The organism is Paenibacillus sp. FSL P2-0121 (genome assembly GCF_037975345.1).
Taxonomy (GTDB): Bacteria; Bacillota; Bacilli; order Paenibacillales; family Paenibacillaceae; genus Paenibacillus_AQ; species Paenibacillus_AQ odorifer.
Genome location: NZ_CP150245.1, coordinates 1,111,692 through 1,130,420 on the forward strand (window position 1 = coordinate 1,111,692; position 18,729 = coordinate 1,130,420).

16 protein-coding genes are annotated in these 18,729 nt (G+C 43.2%); 10 read left to right on the top strand and 6 right to left on the bottom strand.

Features of this window, described 5'->3' with window-relative positions:
• Positions 1-147: 147 nt before the first annotated feature.
• Positions 148-849: a YjjG family noncanonical pyrimidine nucleotidase gene (locus tag MKY54_RS04690; protein WP_076304983.1), complete on the top strand. Its 702-nt coding sequence runs from the start codon at positions 148-150 to the stop codon at positions 847-849.
• Between the two features lie 60 nt (positions 850-909).
• Here the strand turns inward: MKY54_RS04690 and MKY54_RS04695 are convergent, their stop codons facing one another.
• On the bottom strand, positions 910-1,887 hold the full coding sequence (locus tag MKY54_RS04695; RefSeq protein ID WP_339189691.1) for a ring-cleaving dioxygenase: 978 nt from the start codon (positions 1,885-1,887) through the stop codon (positions 910-912).
• A 179-nt stretch (positions 1,888-2,066) separates the two neighbouring features.
• Between MKY54_RS04695 and MKY54_RS04700 the strand changes: the two genes are divergently transcribed.
• The 3 genes from MKY54_RS04700 (at position 2,067) to MKY54_RS04710 (ending at position 5,232) form a co-directional block, all read left to right on the top strand.
• Positions 2,067-2,873 (top strand): AAC(3) family N-acetyltransferase, encoded by an 807-nt coding sequence (locus MKY54_RS04700; protein WP_076129279.1) that lies wholly within the window; start codon positions 2,067-2,069, stop codon positions 2,871-2,873.
• 99 nt (positions 2,874-2,972) lie between these two features.
• The gene (locus MKY54_RS04705) at positions 2,973-3,905 is read left to right on the top strand and encodes a manganese-dependent inorganic pyrophosphatase (RefSeq protein WP_076129278.1); all 933 of its coding nucleotides are present in this window, start codon (positions 2,973-2,975) and stop codon (positions 3,903-3,905) included.
• Positions 3,906-4,137: 232 nt separating this feature from the next.
• Entirely contained in the window at positions 4,138-5,232 is a 1,095-nt protein-coding gene (locus tag MKY54_RS04710; RefSeq protein WP_339189693.1) for a Glu/Leu/Phe/Val dehydrogenase, read from the top strand.
• Between the two features lie 148 nt (positions 5,233-5,380).
• On the opposite strand, the gene MKY54_RS04715 is transcribed toward MKY54_RS04710, so the two are convergent.
• On the bottom strand, positions 5,381-6,040 hold the full coding sequence (locus MKY54_RS04715) for a peptidylprolyl isomerase (protein ID WP_339191122.1): 660 nt from the start codon (positions 6,038-6,040) through the stop codon (positions 5,381-5,383).
• A gap of 210 nt (positions 6,041-6,250) precedes the next feature.
• Here MKY54_RS04715 and MKY54_RS04720 point away from each other — a divergent pair, with 210 nt between their 5' ends.
• Complete coding sequence (locus MKY54_RS04720; protein ID WP_076194175.1) at positions 6,251-7,477, top strand: MFS transporter; 1,227 nt, start codon at positions 6,251-6,253, stop codon at positions 7,475-7,477.
• Between the two features lie 86 nt (positions 7,478-7,563).
• On the opposite strand, the gene MKY54_RS04725 is transcribed toward MKY54_RS04720, so the two are convergent.
• Positions 7,564-7,968 carry a hypothetical protein gene (locus MKY54_RS04725; protein WP_051490926.1) on the bottom strand — a complete coding sequence of 135 codons (405 nt, stop codon included), beginning with the start codon at positions 7,966-7,968 and terminating at the stop codon, positions 7,564-7,566.
• A 257-nt stretch (positions 7,969-8,225) separates the two neighbouring features.
• On the opposite strand from MKY54_RS04725, the gene MKY54_RS04730 reads away from it, so the two are divergent.
• Both MKY54_RS04730 and MKY54_RS04735 read left to right on the top strand, forming a co-directional pair.
• The gene (locus MKY54_RS04730; RefSeq protein ID WP_076194178.1) at positions 8,226-10,124 is read left to right on the top strand and encodes a sensor histidine kinase; all 1,899 of its coding nucleotides are present in this window, start codon (positions 8,226-8,228) and stop codon (positions 10,122-10,124) included.
• Positions 10,125-10,237: 113 nt separating this feature from the next.
• Entirely contained in the window at positions 10,238-12,154 is a 1,917-nt protein-coding gene (locus tag MKY54_RS04735) for a sensor histidine kinase (RefSeq protein WP_254849005.1), read from the top strand.
• 10 nt (positions 12,155-12,164) lie between these two features.
• Here the strand turns inward: MKY54_RS04735 and MKY54_RS04740 are convergent, their stop codons facing one another.
• Together MKY54_RS04740 and MKY54_RS04745 are read right to left on the bottom strand one after the other, a co-directional pair.
• On the bottom strand, positions 12,165-12,404 hold the full coding sequence (locus tag MKY54_RS04740) for an NHLP leader peptide family RiPP precursor (RefSeq protein WP_170914256.1): 240 nt from the start codon (positions 12,402-12,404) through the stop codon (positions 12,165-12,167).
• A 94-nt stretch (positions 12,405-12,498) separates the two neighbouring features.
• Positions 12,499-13,434 carry a hypothetical protein gene (locus MKY54_RS04745; RefSeq protein WP_339189695.1) on the bottom strand — a complete coding sequence of 312 codons (936 nt, stop codon included), beginning with the start codon at positions 13,432-13,434 and terminating at the stop codon, positions 12,499-12,501.
• Between the two features lie 101 nt (positions 13,435-13,535).
• Here MKY54_RS04745 and MKY54_RS04750 point away from each other — a divergent pair, with 101 nt between their 5' ends.
• Positions 13,536-13,829, top strand: coding sequence for a hypothetical protein (locus MKY54_RS04750; RefSeq protein ID WP_076137149.1), 294 nt, complete (start codon positions 13,536-13,538; stop codon positions 13,827-13,829).
• Positions 13,830-13,882: 53 nt separating this feature from the next.
• Here the strand turns inward: MKY54_RS04750 and MKY54_RS04755 are convergent, their stop codons facing one another.
• A complete protein-coding gene (locus MKY54_RS04755; RefSeq protein WP_339189697.1) occupies positions 13,883-15,814 on the bottom strand; it encodes a glycoside hydrolase family 20 zincin-like fold domain-containing protein in 1,932 nt (643 codons plus the stop codon).
• Positions 15,815-15,898: 84 nt separating this feature from the next.
• Here MKY54_RS04755 and MKY54_RS04760 point away from each other — a divergent pair, with 84 nt between their 5' ends.
• Both MKY54_RS04760 and MKY54_RS04765 read left to right on the top strand, forming a co-directional pair.
• The gene (locus MKY54_RS04760) at positions 15,899-16,753 is read left to right on the top strand and encodes a helix-turn-helix domain-containing protein (RefSeq protein ID WP_038568894.1); all 855 of its coding nucleotides are present in this window, start codon (positions 15,899-15,901) and stop codon (positions 16,751-16,753) included.
• 317 nt (positions 16,754-17,070) lie between these two features.
• Complete coding sequence (locus tag MKY54_RS04765) at positions 17,071-18,717, top strand: ATP-binding protein (RefSeq protein WP_076137153.1); 1,647 nt, start codon at positions 17,071-17,073, stop codon at positions 18,715-18,717.
• Positions 18,718-18,729 lie beyond the last annotated feature (12 nt).

An 18,729-nucleotide genomic window follows, 5' to 3' on the forward strand; every position in this document is an offset into this window, starting at 1 on the left:
AATGACGCTCACCACCGTTTTCTTTTTAAAATACCACAGATCGATTAAATCTACCTTAAAAAAGTAAAATTTTGTCGTGAGGGGTGTGAAGTTGACTTGCCAGCAACGCTGTAGTACCTTGTTGAGAAAAGCCTTTGGGGGATATTTATGAAATACGATGTTATTTTATTTGATGCCGACGATACGTTGTTTGATTATGGAATGGCAGAAAGTCACGCGTTGTCTAATGCCTTTCTACACTTTGGGATGCCCACAGGTGCAGCAGATTATGCTGCCAGTTATCAAGAGATTAACCACGCATTGTGGAGGGATCTAGAACAAGGAAGGATTTCATCTGCGGCGCTGCGGGTAGAGCGGTTTAATCGGTTGTTTGCTGCACATGCGCTTGAGCTTGATCCTGAAACATTCAGTGAGGCCTATCTACGTTTCTTAGGCGAAGGAACCTTTCTGATGCAGGGAGCAATCGAGCTATGCGGAGAGCTTGCAGATTGCCGCCTGGCGATTATCACGAATGGAATCAAGGATGTGCAAACTTCCAGAATCCAAGGCTCGCTGCTGAGTGATACATTTGAGCAGATCATTATCTCAGAGGAGGCAGGATGTCAGAAGCCAGAGACGGGGATTTTTGATTATGCTTTTGCCAAATTGGGGATAGAAGATAAGGAAAAAGTATTGATTGTGGGTGATTCCTTAACCTCTGATATTCAAGGCGGAATTAATTATGGGATTGATACTTGCTGGTTTAACCCGCTAGGTAAGATTAATGAGTCCGGCGTTCAGCCAAAATACGAAATCCGAAACCTGTCGGAGCTACTAGATATTGTAGGGAAAGTTACTAACCTTCAATAATAAAATAAGGTGTGAGCGCATAAGCGGCTCACACCTTTTATTTAGTAACCTGAAAGAGGTTTATTGCCGAGTATCCAGCGGCTTCAGATACGCCTCGATTTGCTGGCGTTTCGATTCCAGAAATGGCGGCAGCGCAAGGGATTCACCTAAACTTTCCATAGGCTCATCTGTAGCAAAGCCTGGTCCGTCTGTAGCCAACTCAAAAAGGATGCCGTTAGGCTCGCGGAAATAGAGGGAACGGAAGTAGAAGCGGTCGACGAAACCGGAATTAGGAAGCTGTGCCTGGCGGATGTGTTCGATCCATTGCTTCAATTCGTCTTCATTATCTACGCGGAATGCGACGTGATGTACCCCGCCACGGCCCAAATGCTCTTGCTCCAGATCATTGCGTTCCTCCAGATGAACCTCAGCACCTGATCCGCCTTCACCAGTCTCGAATACGAGCACTTCTGGCTGACCGGCAACTGTTGAAGGGTAGGTTCCTATACGGCGGAAGCCGAGCAACTGCTCCAGCACTACCGCTGTATGTTCTGCACTTTCTACTGTGAGATGTGCGGGTCCTAAGCCTACAATGCCATATTGGGCAGGTACTGGGCTTTTAGCCCAAGGAGTACCGCCGGCAACACCGTTATTATTTTCGTCGGATACGAGAATGAAACGTTGGCTCTCGTGATCGCGGAAGGATAAAGTCTGGCGTCCACCAAGTTCCTGTATCGTCTCATGCTCCACGTTAAGCTCGGTGAAGCGTTGCTCCCAGTAGGTAAGTGCGGCATCGCTTGGCACTCGAAGGGAGAGCGCGGAGATGCTGTTATTGCCCTCACGGTTGCGGCCTGCCATCGGAAGCTCGAAAAAGGTTAATTCGGTTCCGGGATTCCCCTTCTCATCTCCATAGAATAAATGGTACACTGAAATATCATCCTGATTTACTGTTTTTTTAATGAGACGCAGTCCGAGTACCTCTGTATAGAACTTAAAGTTCTCCTGTGCTTTGCCTGTAATAGCTGAGACATGGTGAAGTCCTTTTAACGTTAAACTCATGGTAGTTACCTCCGTGTAAATGCTTTGGGTTTGTGGATTATTTTAATTTATTTTTAATATATCGATAGAATCTTTGGTGAATATTATTAAGTTACTATAATTTTAATAGTAATAAGAAACTTTTGCAAGTGGATATTAATGTTTCATGAAATTTAATTCATACATAAGGAGAGAGTATAGTGCACACAACAACAAGCTTGATGAAACAATTACAGGAGTTAGGGATTGATCCACGGGGGACCATTCTAGTTCATTCCTCGTTAAAAAGTGTTGGCGAAGTAGAAGGAGGCGCGAACACGGTGCTGGATGCACTCAGTGAATATATGAAGGATGGGCTGCTTGTTTTGCCAACGCATACATGGGCTTATATTAATGCGGATAATCCGCGCTTCTTTGTTCAAGATTCCCCATCTTGTGTAGGGATATTACCGGAGCTGTTCAGAAAACGTCCAGGTGTTGTCCGCTCTTGGCATCCGACTCACTCTGTAGCGGCTTTGGGTGTTGATGCTGAGGCGTTTACTGCAGGGGATGAACGTTGGGATACGCCATGCGCCCGTGGTTCAGTGTGGGGCAAGCTGCTTGATCGGAAGGCGGAAATAGTACTGCTAGGCGTCGATCTGCGGCGGAATACGTTCATTCACGGTATTGAAGAGTGGGTGGATATTCCGGGCAGAATGACGGATAGTCATGAGGAATTATATACGGTGACGCCGGGTGGCGATGAAATCATGGTGCCTTCTCGCAGACATTGTGGTCTCTCTTGGTCGGAGCATTTTTGGAAAGTGGAACGCGAGCTTGAGGAAGGCGGTGCCATGCGTAAGGGGAACTTCGGGGATGCACTAGTTAGAGTGTGTGGAACAGTAGAAACGACGGATATTTTAAGCCTGATGCTAAAAGAGAATCCTGATCTTTTCTCCGATAATGAACCGCTGCATGGTGAGTCGAAACCAGATCCGCTTCCAAAGACCAGACGTGAACAACCGTAGGTGGGAGAGGCTAAACCATTTTTTCAGCACGCACAATCTGGAAGCCGCTATCAATGTATGGTATATTAATCTCACTAAAACATAGTAAGGAGATTGGAAATGGAAAAAACATTGGTCTTTGGACACAAAAATCCGGATACGGATACTATTTGTTCGGCAATTGCTTATGCAGCACTCAAAAAAGAATTAGGCTGGGATGCTGAGCCAGTTCGTCTGGGAGACGTTAGTGGTGAAACGCAATTTGCGCTTGATCATTTCGGAGTTGAGGCTCCTCGTCTGGTAGAGAACGTAGCTGGAGAAGCTAATCAGGTTATTCTTGTTGACCATAATGAACGCCAACAAAGTGCGAATGACATTGATCGAGTGCGTGTAATTGAAGTTATCGACCATCACCGGATCGCTAATTTTGAGACTGCACATCCGTTATACTACCGTGCTGAGCCAGTAGGCTGTACTGCTACTATTCTTAACAAAATGTATAAAGAAAACGGTGTAGCTATCCCTAAAGACATCGCCGGATTGATGTTGTCTGCAATCATTTCTGATTCCTTGCTGTTTAAATCTCCAACCTGCACCGCTGAAGATGTAGCTGCAGCACGCGAATTGGCTGAAATCGCTGGTGTAAATGCAGAAAGCTACGGCCTTGATATGCTGAAGGCTGGTGCTGACCTTAGCGACAAGAGTATCGCTCAACTGATCTCCTTGGATGCTAAGGAATTCAAAATGGGTGAATACAAAGTAGAAATCGCCCAAGTGAACGCGGTCGACGTTAATGATGTACTCTCCAAGCAGGCTGAACTAGAAACTGCACTGACTTCCATTATTGCTGAAAAAGAATTGGATCTGTTCCTGTTCGTAGTTACAGATATCCTCAACAACGATTCGGTGGGTCTGGCTCTGGGCCGTGTTGCAGGTGCAGTAGAACAGGCGTACAACGTGAAGCTTGATGACAATAAAGCGCTTCTTAAGGGTGTAGTATCCCGTAAATCGCAAATCGTACCGGTACTTACAGAGACAATTGCTAAACTGTAAAGCATTTTGACAGTTGCGTTGTATTTTGTACAATAGAAATCCTGTCTATGAGAGTAGATTGGATAAAAAGAGCTCATGCCCCATCAGTAGTTAAGATGGTGACATGAGTTCTTTTTGTTTTACGGCGTATTCTGCTACAATATTTTGGGAGGGGATCCAACTGATCCTCTTCCAATTGCATGAACTTTGAACCAGCATGAGGAATATGACAAAGGGATAGGGGATATTGGAAATGGAATTGTTTGCAGCATTGGAACGGGACGACTACGAGGAATTATTATTTTGTCAGGATAAGGCATCGGGATTAAAGGCGATCATCGCGATTCATGACACGACACTGGGACCAGCACTGGGTGGAACGCGGATGTGGACCTATGCTACGGAAGAGGAAGCTATTGTTGATGCGCTTCGATTAGCAAAAGGGATGACCTATAAAAATGCAGTATCCGGCCTGAATTTGGGTGGTGGGAAAACAGTAATCATTGGAGATCCCAAGAAGGATAAAAATGAAGCCATGTTCCGTGCTTTCGGAAGATACATACAAGGTTTAAATGGACGGTACATAACTGCTGAAGATGTAGGGACTACGGAAGAGGACATGAACATTATTTATCAAGAGACAGATTATGTTACTGGCACCTCACCTACGTACGGTTCTTCGGGCAATCCGTCACCAGCAACGGCTTACGGTGTTTACCAAGGAATGAAGGCAGCCGCTAAAGCCGCCTTTGGCAGTGATTCGCTTGAAGGGAAGACAGTAGCTGTTCAAGGCGTGGGGAACGTGGCCTTTACACTGTGCAAACATCTTCATGAAGAAGGAGCACTGCTTATCGTAACGGACATCCATAAACCAGCCGTTCAACGTGCAGTAGAGGCCTATGGCGCCAAGGCTGTAGATCCAGGCGATATCATCAGTGTAGATTGTGATATTTATGCTCCTTGCGCTCTTGGAGCGACAATTAACGATGAATCCTTACGGGTAATCAAGGCGAAAGTGATTGCAGGAGCTGCTAATAATCAGCTGAAGGATTCCTCGCATGGTGATGCACTTCATGAGATGGGGATTGTATATGCTCCAGATTACGTGATTAATGCAGGTGGCGTCATTAATATTGCGGACGAGCTGAACGGCTATAATAAGGAACGTGCCTTTAAGCAGGTGGCGAAGATTTACGACAATATTACCCGCGTAATGGAAATTTCCCGTTTGAACGGAATACCTACTTATGCCGCTGCGAACCAGCTTGCAGAGGACCGGATAGCGCTATTAAGAAATAGCCGCAGCACCTTCCTGCGTAATGGTCAACATGCACTTAGCAGAAGATAGCTGCGGGGATAAGCTGTAATAAAAAACTCGGCAATTTCCATCCGATTACAACTTCGGAGGGACTGCCGAGTTTTTTATGTTCTTTTATTTCTACAAGAAACGTTTATTCTCTTTCGAGGACGGTAACGTGGTTTCTGCTTATTCCTAATTACTGAACCTTTTGCGGTTCTGGGTAAGTGACGCCGAAGGTGTCGACCGTCACCTTTTTCATGACTGGTGGCTCATCTGGACGATCAGAACCGTCACGAGGCAGGCTCACAATTCTTTTTACAGCTTCGATACCTTCAGTTACTTTACCAAAAGCGGCGTAGCTTCCATCTAGACTAGGGTAAGCTGCATCCATAATAAAGAACTGGGAACCGGCAGAGTCAGGAGCCTGTGATCTTGCCATGGATAGAACACCTTCTGTATGCAGAAGGTTATTGGTGAACCCGTTGCCAGAGAATTCTCCGGCGATACTGTAACCCGGGCCTCCCATACCTGTACCATCAGGGTCGCCGCCTTGAATCATGAAGTTAGGAATTACTCTATGGAATATAGTGTTATCATAAAATCCTTTTTGAATAAGTGAGATGAAATTGTTTACGGTGTTAGGGGCAACCTCAGGGTATAGCTCAGCTTGGATGATATCCCCGTCTTCCATTTCAATGGTTACTAAGGGATGACTTGCCGTAGCTGAAGGAACGCCTTCAGCTGGGGCTGCACCTTCCCCAGGTGCTGATCCGCTGCTTCCATTATTACTGCTTGCATTGTTATTGTTTGGCTTGTTACCGCAACCTGCCGCAATAACCATGACCAGGCATAACATGATCAGAAGAATAGCGGATTTTGTTCGTGTAGACTTCACTAAATAATCTCTCCTTTTTATTGAATAATCTCGTAGGTACTTCCCATAATACCTCCTTTGTCCTATTACATGCAAAGGTCAGTTATGACTTCTGGGATTGGCACATCTTAAAAAGAAGTTTACAATGGTAGGATGTTTCCAAAGAGAACATCGAGAAAGGATGTGCATAGGATGCTCTTTTCGTGGAAGCGGAATTTGATCGTGCTTTGGGTAGGGGTTTTCTTTTGTAGTACAGCTTATTCGATCTCGATTCCCTTCCTTTCCATTTTTTTGAGCGACGAACTTGGGGTTTCGAATCATTTGGAGATTTGGTCAGGGGTTAGTTTTGGAATAACCTTTCTTGCCAGCGCTTTAATCTCTCCCTATTGGGGTTCGCTAGCCGACAAGTATGGTCGGAAACCGATGCTTATTCGCTCGGGTTTTAGTCTGGCAGCTTTATACCTTATTAATTATTTTGTACATGATCCTTATGTTTTTTTGATTGTGCGTGTGCTGCAAGGACTGCTTGCCGGTTTTGTTCCAGCAGCTATTGCAATGGTAGCCACCAATACACCTGAGCATAAGACGGGGTACGCTTTAAGTATTATGTCTACAGCCGGAGCGACAGGTAGTATTATTGGACCATTAATTGGCGGTGTAGTGAGCTATTATACCAGCAACCGGATTGCTTTTTTATTCTCAGCGGGTATTGTACTTATCTCAGCGCTCATTGCTACTTTTTTTGCAAAAGAGGAGAACTTCGACCGTTCGGCTCCAAGGTCACATGTAAGTGATGATATCAGGGAAGCGAGAAGTAACCGAGCTTTTATTACTTTGCTCTCGCTGGCGGGAATCAGTACCTTCTCCGTTATGATTCTGGAACCGTTAATCCCAATTTATCTACTGGACATGGGGATCTCCAAAAATAGTGCCTCGCTAAGCTCGGGAATCGTATTCTCTGCTGTGGGGATTGCTACGGTGCTGATGGCTCCGCAGTGGGGCAGACTCGGCAGCCGAAAAGGCTTTGGGATGATCTTATTTATTGGTCTGATCGGGGGCGGGATCGGTAATATTCTACAGTTTTTTGTTTCGGGCTATGTAGAGTTCGCTATCCTTCGCTTTGCATACGGCTTGTTCTATGCAGGTGTGCTGCCGTCAGTCAATGCCATGATTGTACAAGTAATTGAGCCGGGATTCCGTGGACGGGCCTTTGGCCTGAATCAGGCGGCATCTCAGCTTGCGACGATGGCTGGACCGATTATCGGCGGCTTATTGGGCGCGTTTATTCCAATTCGTTGGGTGTTTGTAATCAATGGAGTGATGCTGCTGGTAGCAGCGATATTGGTTAAGACCCGCAAGCTGGAAGCACAAATCGCCGCTGCTCGTCCCGCAGAACAGCCAACAACGATGCAGGGCTAACTGCTACCTCAATGAGCATGTCGTTATTTAGAAATAACATAAAGCCGCCGGGCTCACAGCCCGGCGGCTTTATTCATATTAAGCTGCTATTCTCCCTGCGAACCGTTCAAAACGTCTGTTCCCGGCATAACATCCACTGGCGGGGAGGCAGGGTCAATAATGGAATTTGGATATACATCGTCCGCATCTGGAACATCCTCCAGCGGCTGATCTTCTTCTTCCATCTCCAAGAGTTCCTCATCCTTAGTATAATCCGTATCATCTAGGGTTAATCCTGCGGTTTCAGCGGCTAGATATGCATCGGATTCCACCAGCTCATCTCTTTCGATTACATCCTTAGGTGAGTTTAAACCAATATCTGCTGCCAAGTATTTATCGCCAACCAAGACAGGATCTGCGTCATCATCAACAATATCCTCTTCATCCATATCAGCTTGTATATAACGTTCATATTCAAAGTCAGCTTCAGTTTTATTTGGTGAACTATCCATAGCCGTTCACTCCTTTTTTATGATAAAATTTGAACTTCCTATGTTTATCTTTACCCGTTTGACCATGATCGAATCGCTGATCCAATAAATGGGTATGTCTATATTGGATTAGTAAAAAATGGGTGAAAGCAAAAGCTGATGAAAAACGTTCTTTTTCGAGAAAATTTACAAGAATAGGCAGGGATAGTGCGAAGCTTGTCGAAATTAAGAAGCATATATGAACGTTTAAACAACTAATGAATTACTGAGGTGCTACGATGAAGTTGCCAAAGCTCAATATAGCGGCTGCTTTTTTATTAATTCTACTGCTGACCGCTATGGTTCCTTTTGGTACGGCGATAGTGAGTGCTGAATCATCAGACTCTACGCTGCCCAATTGGGAGATTAAATTTGAACGTATAGAAATAGATCATATTGAAGAAGCTGTGGCAGCTCTTGATGAAGAATGGACTCGTGTTATGCCTCATGGGAAAAGCCCAGAGACTCCAAGTGGAGCAACCTCAGCCTGGCTGCGGTTTACTTTACCACAAATTAGTGATAAATCTGCGTTATTCATAGATAAAGTATATGGAAATAATGTTAAGGCTTATTTAAATAACGAATTAATATATGATTCCGGAAAAGATTTTAATTTCAATGGCAGTAAGGTTTTCATTCCTCTGTCCAAAAGTGTTGGAGGACAACAGCTATATTTATGGACCCATGGTGGCAGCAAAGACTTAGGGATTCACGGCGAAATAAGAGTAGGCCAATACGATGAGCTGTTATCTGTTTATGTAAAGCAGGGCTTAATGGATCTGATCATTGGAACGACGCTTATTTTTATTGCGATTGTACTGCTGATCTGCTCGCTATTCATGAGAAAAGGCTATTTTTCAGGCGGATATCTATTGGTGCTGATTATTTTATCCATTGGCGTCTTAGTGGTAACGTATTCATCGTTCCTGCCGACAATCCTCGGCGATTATGGAGAGATCGTACTTGTTTTCTTTGATGTAGCTTTATATACGCTTTTGCCATCCTTTACATTTTATTTTGAGAAAATATTTGGTCCAGGGAAAAAGAGAATCGTTACACGATTCCGTAAGTTTCAAATTGTCTATTCTGTATTTTGTTTTTCCCTAATGGTTATTAATATTCTTTTGTCCTATCAGGTAGATGACTTTTATAGATTGATGACTACGAGTGTGCTAGGTATCCTTATGATTGTACAAATTATACTTTTGATCAGCTTAGCGTTTATACACGCGAACCGTGGCAATGTAGATGCTGTTATTTTTACTTCAGGGTTCTCAATATTTGCTTTCATGTCTCTTAGTGAACTGGTCATGTTCTATGCATCGGGGCAATCCTATCAATTATATTGGTGGAAATGGGGAATGGTGATTTTCGTAATTGCCTTAATCGTCATTCTGGGAAGAAGGTTTACTCGAAACCATGAACAGCTTATTGAATATTCCCATCAGCTTGAGAAGTTCAATAATGATTTGCAGCGCTCGGAGAAGATGGAGATTATTAGTGAGCTGGCAGCTTCGGTTGCCCATGAAGTACGGAATCCATTGCAGGTTACCCGGGGGTTTCTGCAGATTCTTGGGGAGCGTTCAGATCAAAAGGAGCGGGAATATCTGCAAATGGCAGTGACAGAACTGGATCGAGCTACGCTCATTATTACAGACTTCCTAACCTTCGCTAAACCAGGACTTGAAACCGTAGAGCAGCTTGATGTGTCCGAAGAGTTGAGGCATGTGACGGGTATTCTTTCTCCGTTAGCGAATCTGCAAGGGGGCGTCATTGAACTTAATCTGCAGCCAGGACTTTACGTTACTGGATCATCTGCCAAGTTCAAGCAAGCGTTTATCAACATTCTCAAAAATAGTATTGAAGCTTTAAAGGACAATGGGCTGATTAAAGTCACAGCCTGGAAGTCTGGAAAACATATAATAATCAGTGTTCATGATAATGGGGAAGGGATGAACCGGAATGAGCTGGCTCGGTTAGGGGAACCTTATTACTCCAATAAGACCAAAGGAACGGGGCTTGGACTGATGGTAACCTTTCGGATTATTGAGGCGATGGAGGGATGCACTGAGTTTCGCAGTGAGAAAGGGGAAGGGACTGAAATTATAGTAAAAATACCAGAACTTAGAAGAATTTAGAAGTAATTTATGATAATTCCGTTTTTTAGAAGGAAAGAGTGAGGGGCTGAGCGAAGTAGTACAGACAGAATATTGTTTCTGATACTTACTTCTGAGGTGCATATATGCGCTTGATGATTAAAGTCCTACATATAGCAATAGCTCTTACTCTCCTTCTAATAGGATATAGTTCAATTATTGTATCAGCAGCGACCCCATATCCATCCCAAGAAATTACCAGTTGGCAGACTAGATGGGGCGATGGAACCGAAAACAGCGGCATAGAGGTTCCTCAGAATAATGACCAGCAGTATTGGATAAATGTGAATGCTACGAAGGAAATCCCACATCTGCCATCAGGCGTATCCACTTCTTGGACTCGTATTTCCATACCTAACTTTAGTTATATCTCCCCTTCAATCTACATTGATACTTTATATGCTCTTCATGTGAAGGTGTATGTGAACGACCGTTTGATCTTCGAGGAAGATCGTAATTATATTAAGGATAACTATTCTTTGTTGTTGCCTTTGAGTCAAAGCGATAGTGGGAAAACATTATACATTTGGACTGAAACGCTGCAGGATAGAATCGGAATTAAAAATGAAGTAGTGATCGGTGAACACAACCTGTTAATCAATGATTATATTAAAAATGGACTCAGCGATGTGATTTTGGGCTGTGCTTTTTTTCTTGTGGCTATCGTTCTATTTATAAGCTCTCTCTACATTAATAGGGACTATTTTTCCAGTGTGGCTTCACTAGCCGTTGTAATAGGTTCAACCGGAATTCTCTCGATAACCTATTCTCCTTTTATTTATACCTTTTACAGCGATTTAGGCGCGATTAGTAATGTATTTCTTGATTTGGCTTTATTCTCACTTTTACCGGCGCTTACTCTTTTATTTGAAAAAATATTTGGCAGTGGAAAATATGCGATCGTCCGTCGTTTTCGTCAATTTCAAGTCATTTACTCCTCATTTTGTTTGCTATGTCTTTTGATCAATTTTCTATCGAATAATAGCTATATTGAGTTTTATTATTTTGTATCCACCACTATTATCGGGTTCATCCTCATCCTTCAGTTCATCTTGCTGATCGTATGTGTGATTATATTTTCGCTTAAAGGGAATAGGGACGCTATCATTTTTGCCATTGGCTTTGGAACGGCTGCATTTACTGTAGTGTCAGAGTTACTGTGGTATTACATTCATAAGGGGAACTATGATTTATTCTTGTGGAAGTGGGGCATTGTTGCCTTCATAATCTCCTTGATCGTAATTCTGGAGCGAAGACTAGCCTATAGCCATCAACAGGTTGTTAACTATTCTAAAGAATTAGAGCGTTTTAACAACGAATTGCAGCGTTCAGAAAAAATGGAAATTATTAGCGAGCTTGCTGCATCTGTTGCTCATGAAGTACGGAATCCACTCCAGGTAACTAGGGGTTTCCTTCAGCTGCTTAGCGAGAAATCCGTTGGTGAAGAGGAAATATTTATGTCGATGGCCCTTAGTGAGCTGGATCGTGCTTCCGGGATCATTACGGATTTCTTAACCTTCGCAAAACCGGAATTTGAGACGATTTCCAGTCTGAATTTGTATAATGAATTTAAGCATATTGAGAGTATTATGCAGCCGCTTTGTCATTTAAATGGAGGAAAAATGATTCTCGATGTATCGGGCGAATTATGGGTGAAGGGGAATTCCTCGAAGTTTAAGCAAGCCTTCATCAACATTATCAAAAATAGCATTGAATCTTTCCGGGACGAAGGATTTATCTATATGTCGGTGTATGCGGAAGAGGAGAACGTAATTATTCATATCAAAGACAACGGGGAAGGGATGGACGCGGATGTCCTGCACCGATTGGGAGAGCCTTATTTCACTAAAAAGAATAAAGGGACAGGTCTAGGATTAATGGTCACTTTCCGCATCATCGAAGCTATGCAAGGTAAAGTGAAATTTACAAGCAAAAAAGGAGTGGGAACCGAATCCATCACCATACTGCCATTGGCAGAAGCTCCGGATGATTCTCACTCCTTAGGGGGTTAATCTTGTTGTCTTACCACGAACCGCGTGGTGCTGCGGTTGCCTTCAATACATCGGATGTAGGACTTGGTGGAATTACAAGATAGAATTCGTTGGAGCCTTCTTCAACGGCTTTCAAGGTAACGCTGTCGGGAATGATTACGCCTAATGCTTCTTGGAGAGCCGCTTTTGGGTCTGAGAGTAGTCTTTTCTTGAAACTTGGATCTTCCCATGCCTTTTGAATGACTTGATTTCTAAGAATTGCTTCTGACATAATAATCACCCTTCCCAAATTGTATATATTTACCTTTAATAATATAACATAGCAAAACTACTAATACTATTCTTTTTATTACAAAATAATAGAATTAATGGACATTTTTTGACAACCAATGATATAATCCTCCGTTTAGCAAGAGCTGCTTGTCCGCTTCGATGGAATCAGAGATCTGCTGTAAGTTACTTACTAGCATGGAATGGAACGCAATAAGATGAGGGGCATCAAGGTCGGAAACTGTAACTTTGTTATGTGTGTCGTGTGCTAATTGCGTATAGGTATGTAGACCATTTGCAGTGAATAGATAAAATTCGACCTCTTGCGAAGTGAGTTTAGCTGCACTGCTGTTTGGCAGATGTTTGCGAGTTAGGGAGAGAAGACAATTATAGTTGCCTGCGGATAAATCTTCTTTCCAGTCCTCATAGTCATCCAGCATTTGAAGTGTAAGCAAAACCGAATGGATAAGCTCTTCAGCTTGCGGCACTAAATCACTCTTTCCAGACATCAGAAGGGCAGCAGTGCTGGATAGCTTGAGCGGACTGGCTTTATAGGCAATTTTGACCCGATCATTAAGAAAATAGTCACTGGTATTTTCGTTGCTAACACTATCTGCCCACTCCATGATATAACGATTAAATAAGATCCAGAAAGCAGATGGCTCCGGAAATAGTATCCGGTAGATATTTAAAAATTCGACATAAAGCAAATTCGCCAAGGGCAATTTTTCGTATGCGGAGGATTCTTGGCTGTCCATCAGGTCATCCTGTATGAAGAAATACAACATAAAAAAGACGTTGCCCATCGACATCTGGCGAGTAACCTCTGTAGAGATTCCGCATCCCTTCTGCAGCCAAAAGGGTAAAAGATAACATATGTAGTTTTTGTGGCTTTCAGCGTTAAATACGTTAAAATGCTCAAGATAGGACATGCCTTGTTGATTTAGAGGTTCTGGAAATTCGGAAATAATCCGTCTGCTTTCTTGGAATACCAAGCGTAGTTCATCTTCGTAGTCATTTAGCCAATCCATAACAACCCTCCTATAAAATTTTTACGAAAATGGTTCTTTTGCCCTGATTATAGCTTTCTCTTTATTCCATTACAACTAAAATTTAGGAGGTATTAGCAAATATGGAATGGTATACTTTCGGCCAAATGCTTATGGCGATTCGAATGGGTCAAAAGGCGGAAACACCGGATGGCCGCATGGTTATGCGTACCTCCACGGGACTTTTTTGGATAAACGGAATCCTGCAGGGAAAAGTGGTAGAAATCAAAGACTATCTGTTCTCTGACCTATGGCGAATCTATGAGGATGAGGAAAGCCAGCAGGAGGGAATTGGCAGGGAACAACACGAGCAACGTGAGCGGGAGATGCTTGAGAATCAATATGAAGAGCTGCGCTGGGCGAACCGAAAACGTTAGTTCAACGTTCGATTACCCAACAGCAGCTATATAGAGAATCTTAATAAGAGGGATTAGGAACTTACGGATGCGGAGAGCTCTGATTTTAATGCTTCATATTGACTACGCAGGCGTTGAAGTTTCGAGATACTTTGCTCCAAGCCGCCGAGCCGGTTGCGTTCCGTCCACAAGAGACGATATTGGTGAAGGAGTACATCAAGATCATTGATTTGCTTTGTAATCAGCGCAGGATCAAGCGAATCTGGTGCTGATGTCAACTGTAGCTTGATTCTGCCAAGCTGCACAGCATGCTTCACGAAATGGATGCCATTACTCAATTCTTTCAGCACAAGAGCAGCATCCTCGCATTGAAGATCTAGCCCCGATAGCCGCGCCTCAATGGAGAGCAGATATTCTTCGAGATGATTGAAGTGTTCCTCAGTAAGCTTCTCTATGATTAGGAAATTGTCCAGATGGGTACGCAGCAGCAGGGACATTTCTGCATCATTCGAACGGTTGATACTGGATTCAAGCTGATAGTAATTGCCGAGATCCAGGAGCAGCTGGCCAATTCCCTCAGAACGATCTGCAAAAATAAATCTATTTAAATACTGTGCAGTATCTGCTTCTAGATTATGATCTACACTCCAGGATAGGGCTGCGCCGTAGGCGAAGCCGGCATAGCTGACCGGCAGATGCTGCCAGTGTCCAAAATCTCCCCAATCCGTAATGAGATAACCGATAGCACCGTTGTTTTTGCCATGAATAGCTGCACTGCGCAGATTGGCTAACATATTGTCCGTGCGTCCTGTAATGGAGTTCCATGAGCTGGTGCCTGGGCAGACATAAAAAGGAATACCTGCTTCACGGAATTTGAGCGTATCGGACTCGAAGGGATGCTCCGCGCTATAACCCCATTCCATAGCAATAATATCCTTAGGAAGCTGAGGAATCAGTTCGGGATGCTGGATAATGATATCGCCCCAGAATTGCATCATTTTGCCACGTTTTGTAACCAATTCATAAATTTTTTGCAGGAATGATAAATAGAGTTGACCTTTGCCTTGTGTTTCAGCCAGAGCTTTGTTTTTACCAAGGCCGAGTTCATAGGTCTCATCGCAGCCTACATTAAACTGATTGGAGCTAAAGTAGGGCAGCAGATCGTCAAACATTTTGTCTAGCAGAGGTAGTACAGCAGGATCTTCGGTATCAAAAGTACCAGGGTGCATAAATAAGCCTTCTGGATAAACGTCCTGCGCATACAAATTCTTCGGAAGCATAAAGCCTTCGGGAATTTCAGCTAAAGCGTTGAATTCTGGACGAGAAAGCCAGCCCTCCATATGCCCAAAGCTATTCTGATTGGGAACAAGCTCTATATAACGTGCTTTGCAATAGGCATCCAGAAGCAGGATTTCCTCTCCGGTAATTGGGGTTTCAAGCTCCCAGACTTGAGGGAAGGATTCATAAGCGAACGGAGCACCTTCTATATATAGCTGAAGTTCATTCATCTTCAAATCAGCCATAAGATCAATGATCCGGTACAAGGTTTCTTGCTTCGGGATTTTATTGCGGCTGATATCTATGAGCAGGCCTCTGGCTCCAAAATCAGGTTCATCGCGAATATGCAGCTGAGGTATAGATTTTCCACTTTGTTCTATGATTTGTTTCAGGGTTGCTGCTGCGTAGAAGGCACCTACAGGAGAGCTATAGGAGACAACGATACCCTTCTGATCGACAACAATCTCATAGGCCTGTGCAGACAATAATGGCACATAGTTAAAGTTACAGACAGATACAACGGTTGGACGTAAGCCAATGGATAAAGTCAGCTGCAGATTCAATGCTTGTGCAATCACTTCCTGTAGTTTTCGTGCAGCTGGCATGGCAGATTGTTCTTCCATATTAGGAAGCACGATGCTTCCGCTTGTTGGGAAATGGAAGGAGCCTTGTGACAATGTGATTTCACGCGGATTAGGGAAAAGCAGTAGTGTAGAATGATTAAGCATAGCGTGGACACCTCTTATTCATGTAGAATATGATCATCTTCACAATAACCTTATCACTACTAAACAAGGGGAGGAATGCCTATAATGTCCAAGCACATGGATTATATGATCAGTCCATATCCAATAAGAATTATTGATCCGAAGGTTGAATCCTCCAAGCTGAAGCTCAAGAATATAAGGGTGGGACAGGCAGGTCATCTGCCAGGAAGAACGTTATTCCGTTCAGGTGTAGTTTTTGAGCACTGGGCCATTGTTTACATAGTGTCAGGTAGTGGCTCCTACATGGAGATTGGGGGAAAAGAGCAGCAGGTGCGTGAAGGCAGCTTATACTTTTTTCGCCCAGGTTACAGTTATAACTTTGGTCCACCACCGGGAGGCAGCTGGGATGAGTATTATATTAACTTTAATGGCACGCGTGTATCGGAATGGCTGGAATCGGGCCTCATTGCCGGGGGAAATGTTTTTCAAGCCCAATCTATAGTAGGTCTTACTACCTTATTTGAAGAAGTGCTGGAACGGATGGAGAGCGGAGAACCTGTAGATGCGGATCGGGCAGCATTATTGCTCGAAAGAATGCTGCTGGAGTGTTCTTTTATAATAGAAGAAAAAAGTTGGAATTCTCAGGCTGATTATATGCGTCAGATTCGGGAAGACCTGAACTTATGCATTTATGGTGAAATGGACCTAGAACAAATAGCGGCAAAACATCATGTTTCGATGTCTACGCTTCGTCGTCTTGTTCGGCGCAGCAGTGGATACCCGCTTCATGAATATATTCACCGTCTAAAAATGGCAGAAGCCAAAAAGTTGCTTTTCAACACCTCATTACAAATTAAGGAAATTTCTAGTATGCTTCATTATAATGATCCGTTCTATTTTTCTCGTTTATTTAAAAAATATATGGGGATCGCACCCCAGCTTTGCCGGAATAACATTTAAATCGACATCATCCTACTAGAGTCCCAACAGTAATTGTTATAATTTGTATAATTGTTGTCGTTTTATAAGATATGTTGAAAATTATGGATTAATACTACATAAATACGTTAGTTCTTATTAACTATAGTGGATAAAATTCCAAATTTTAGTGATAAAACCTACTAAAAAAATAATAAATTTTTTGTAACTATTTTTCAAATGGAAGCGCAAACATGGGAAATGTCAACTTGTTATTGTGATTTTTCTCATGTATGATGCTTTTATCGAGCACAGTACAATCTTACATTTTCCAAAAAACTGGAGAATAGGGTGGTGGGATGAAAATCAAACCAACTGCAGAAGACAAACTGATTGCGTATTACAGGTATTTTTCATTGTCCCTCACATCACTCATGTATCTTCTAGATCAGACGGGACCTTCCATAATTTATAAATCACTTATTATTGCTATACTTGTTATGTTTGCACAAACGTTCTCATTTTGTTATCGAAGGCTACGCAGCAGGCCGAAGACTCTCGTCCTGGCTGTTAGTATAGAGATGGTGGGAATTATCGCATTGACCTTGTTTACGGGTGGGTACGAAAGCTCTTTTAGGCTTTATGTGCTAAATCCTGTATTGATTGCTGCAGGCTCATTGTCCATTTATTTTGGATGGTCGTTGCTCTTAAGCTACATCAGTATTTTTGCGGTGCTCTGTTATTTTTTTATCAATTCTGCGAACAGAAATTTTCTGGAAATTGTATTTATAAATGGAAATCTGTTTCTAACACTGGTACTTACGGTTATAATAATGCAGATCGTTAATCGGATGAAGCGGCAACGTGAAGAATCGAATGCTCGCACGAAAGAGACGATGGAGCATATCAAATCCCTGTACCATATCGTGGAAACCTCAAGCCAACATGATTTCATGAATATCGGTCAAGTGATCACCGATTATGTTGTTAAGCTAACGAAGCTGGATAAGGCTTTGTTTTGGTTCGCCAAGAAAAGCGGAGAACCAGCTCCGCAGAGCAGGCAGACCGGCTGGCAGCAGGAAGAGGAACAGTTCCTATTCTCAGAACTGGGAAAACATGAGCATGAATGGAGATTGCAGCGAGAGCCTATTTTTAGAAATCTGCCGGGATTAGGAGATTTCCTGCTGATGCCTGTACGGATGAGCACCCGTTTTGTAGGGATGATTGGACTCAAGCTGGAGTCTACAGAGGGGCTGGAAGGCCGCAGATGGTATATTCAACAATTGATATTCTTATCTGAGCTAAGTGCGAATATTCTTGAAAGACATGAGCTTGGTGTGATCGAGAACCGGTTGATCATCACGAACGAACAGAACCGGATTGCGGATGAAATGCACGACAGTGTATCGCAGAGCCTTTTTGGTATTGTGTATGCGACGCATTCGCTGAAGGAATCGTGGAAGAGAATGTCAGATCATGAGCTAGAAGAACAAATTGAGCTTATTCATGATTCTGCTACAAAGGTTGCTAAAGAACTGCGGATCACGATCTACAGTCTTAGCTCCAAGAAGAGTGGCGGTCCTACTTGGTTGGGCATGGTAAGATCACATTTGAAGAGCTTATCCAGGTTAAATGATGTTGATATTGATTTAAAAATAACGGGCGATGATTTCAGTCTCCCTTATCCTTACCACAAAGCGCTTTTTCGGATTATCTCCGAAGCCACTGGTAATGCCATCAGGCATGGTGCTGCCAGTCGAGTGGATGTAGAACTGTCTCTAAAGCCGACTTGGATTCGATTATTGATTTGTGATAATGGTGTTGGTTTTGATACTGATTTGTTATGGATTGAATCTGAAGATAGTGTAAGCGGACTTGGCATGAAGAATATGCAATATTTGACCCAGTCGCTCGGCGGCGACTTTCAGTTGTCCAGTAATGAGAGCACAGGAACAAGAATTATGATTTCGATTCCTGTCGGTGTAGCTGAATTAAAGAATGCATAAACTTTAGGCGGG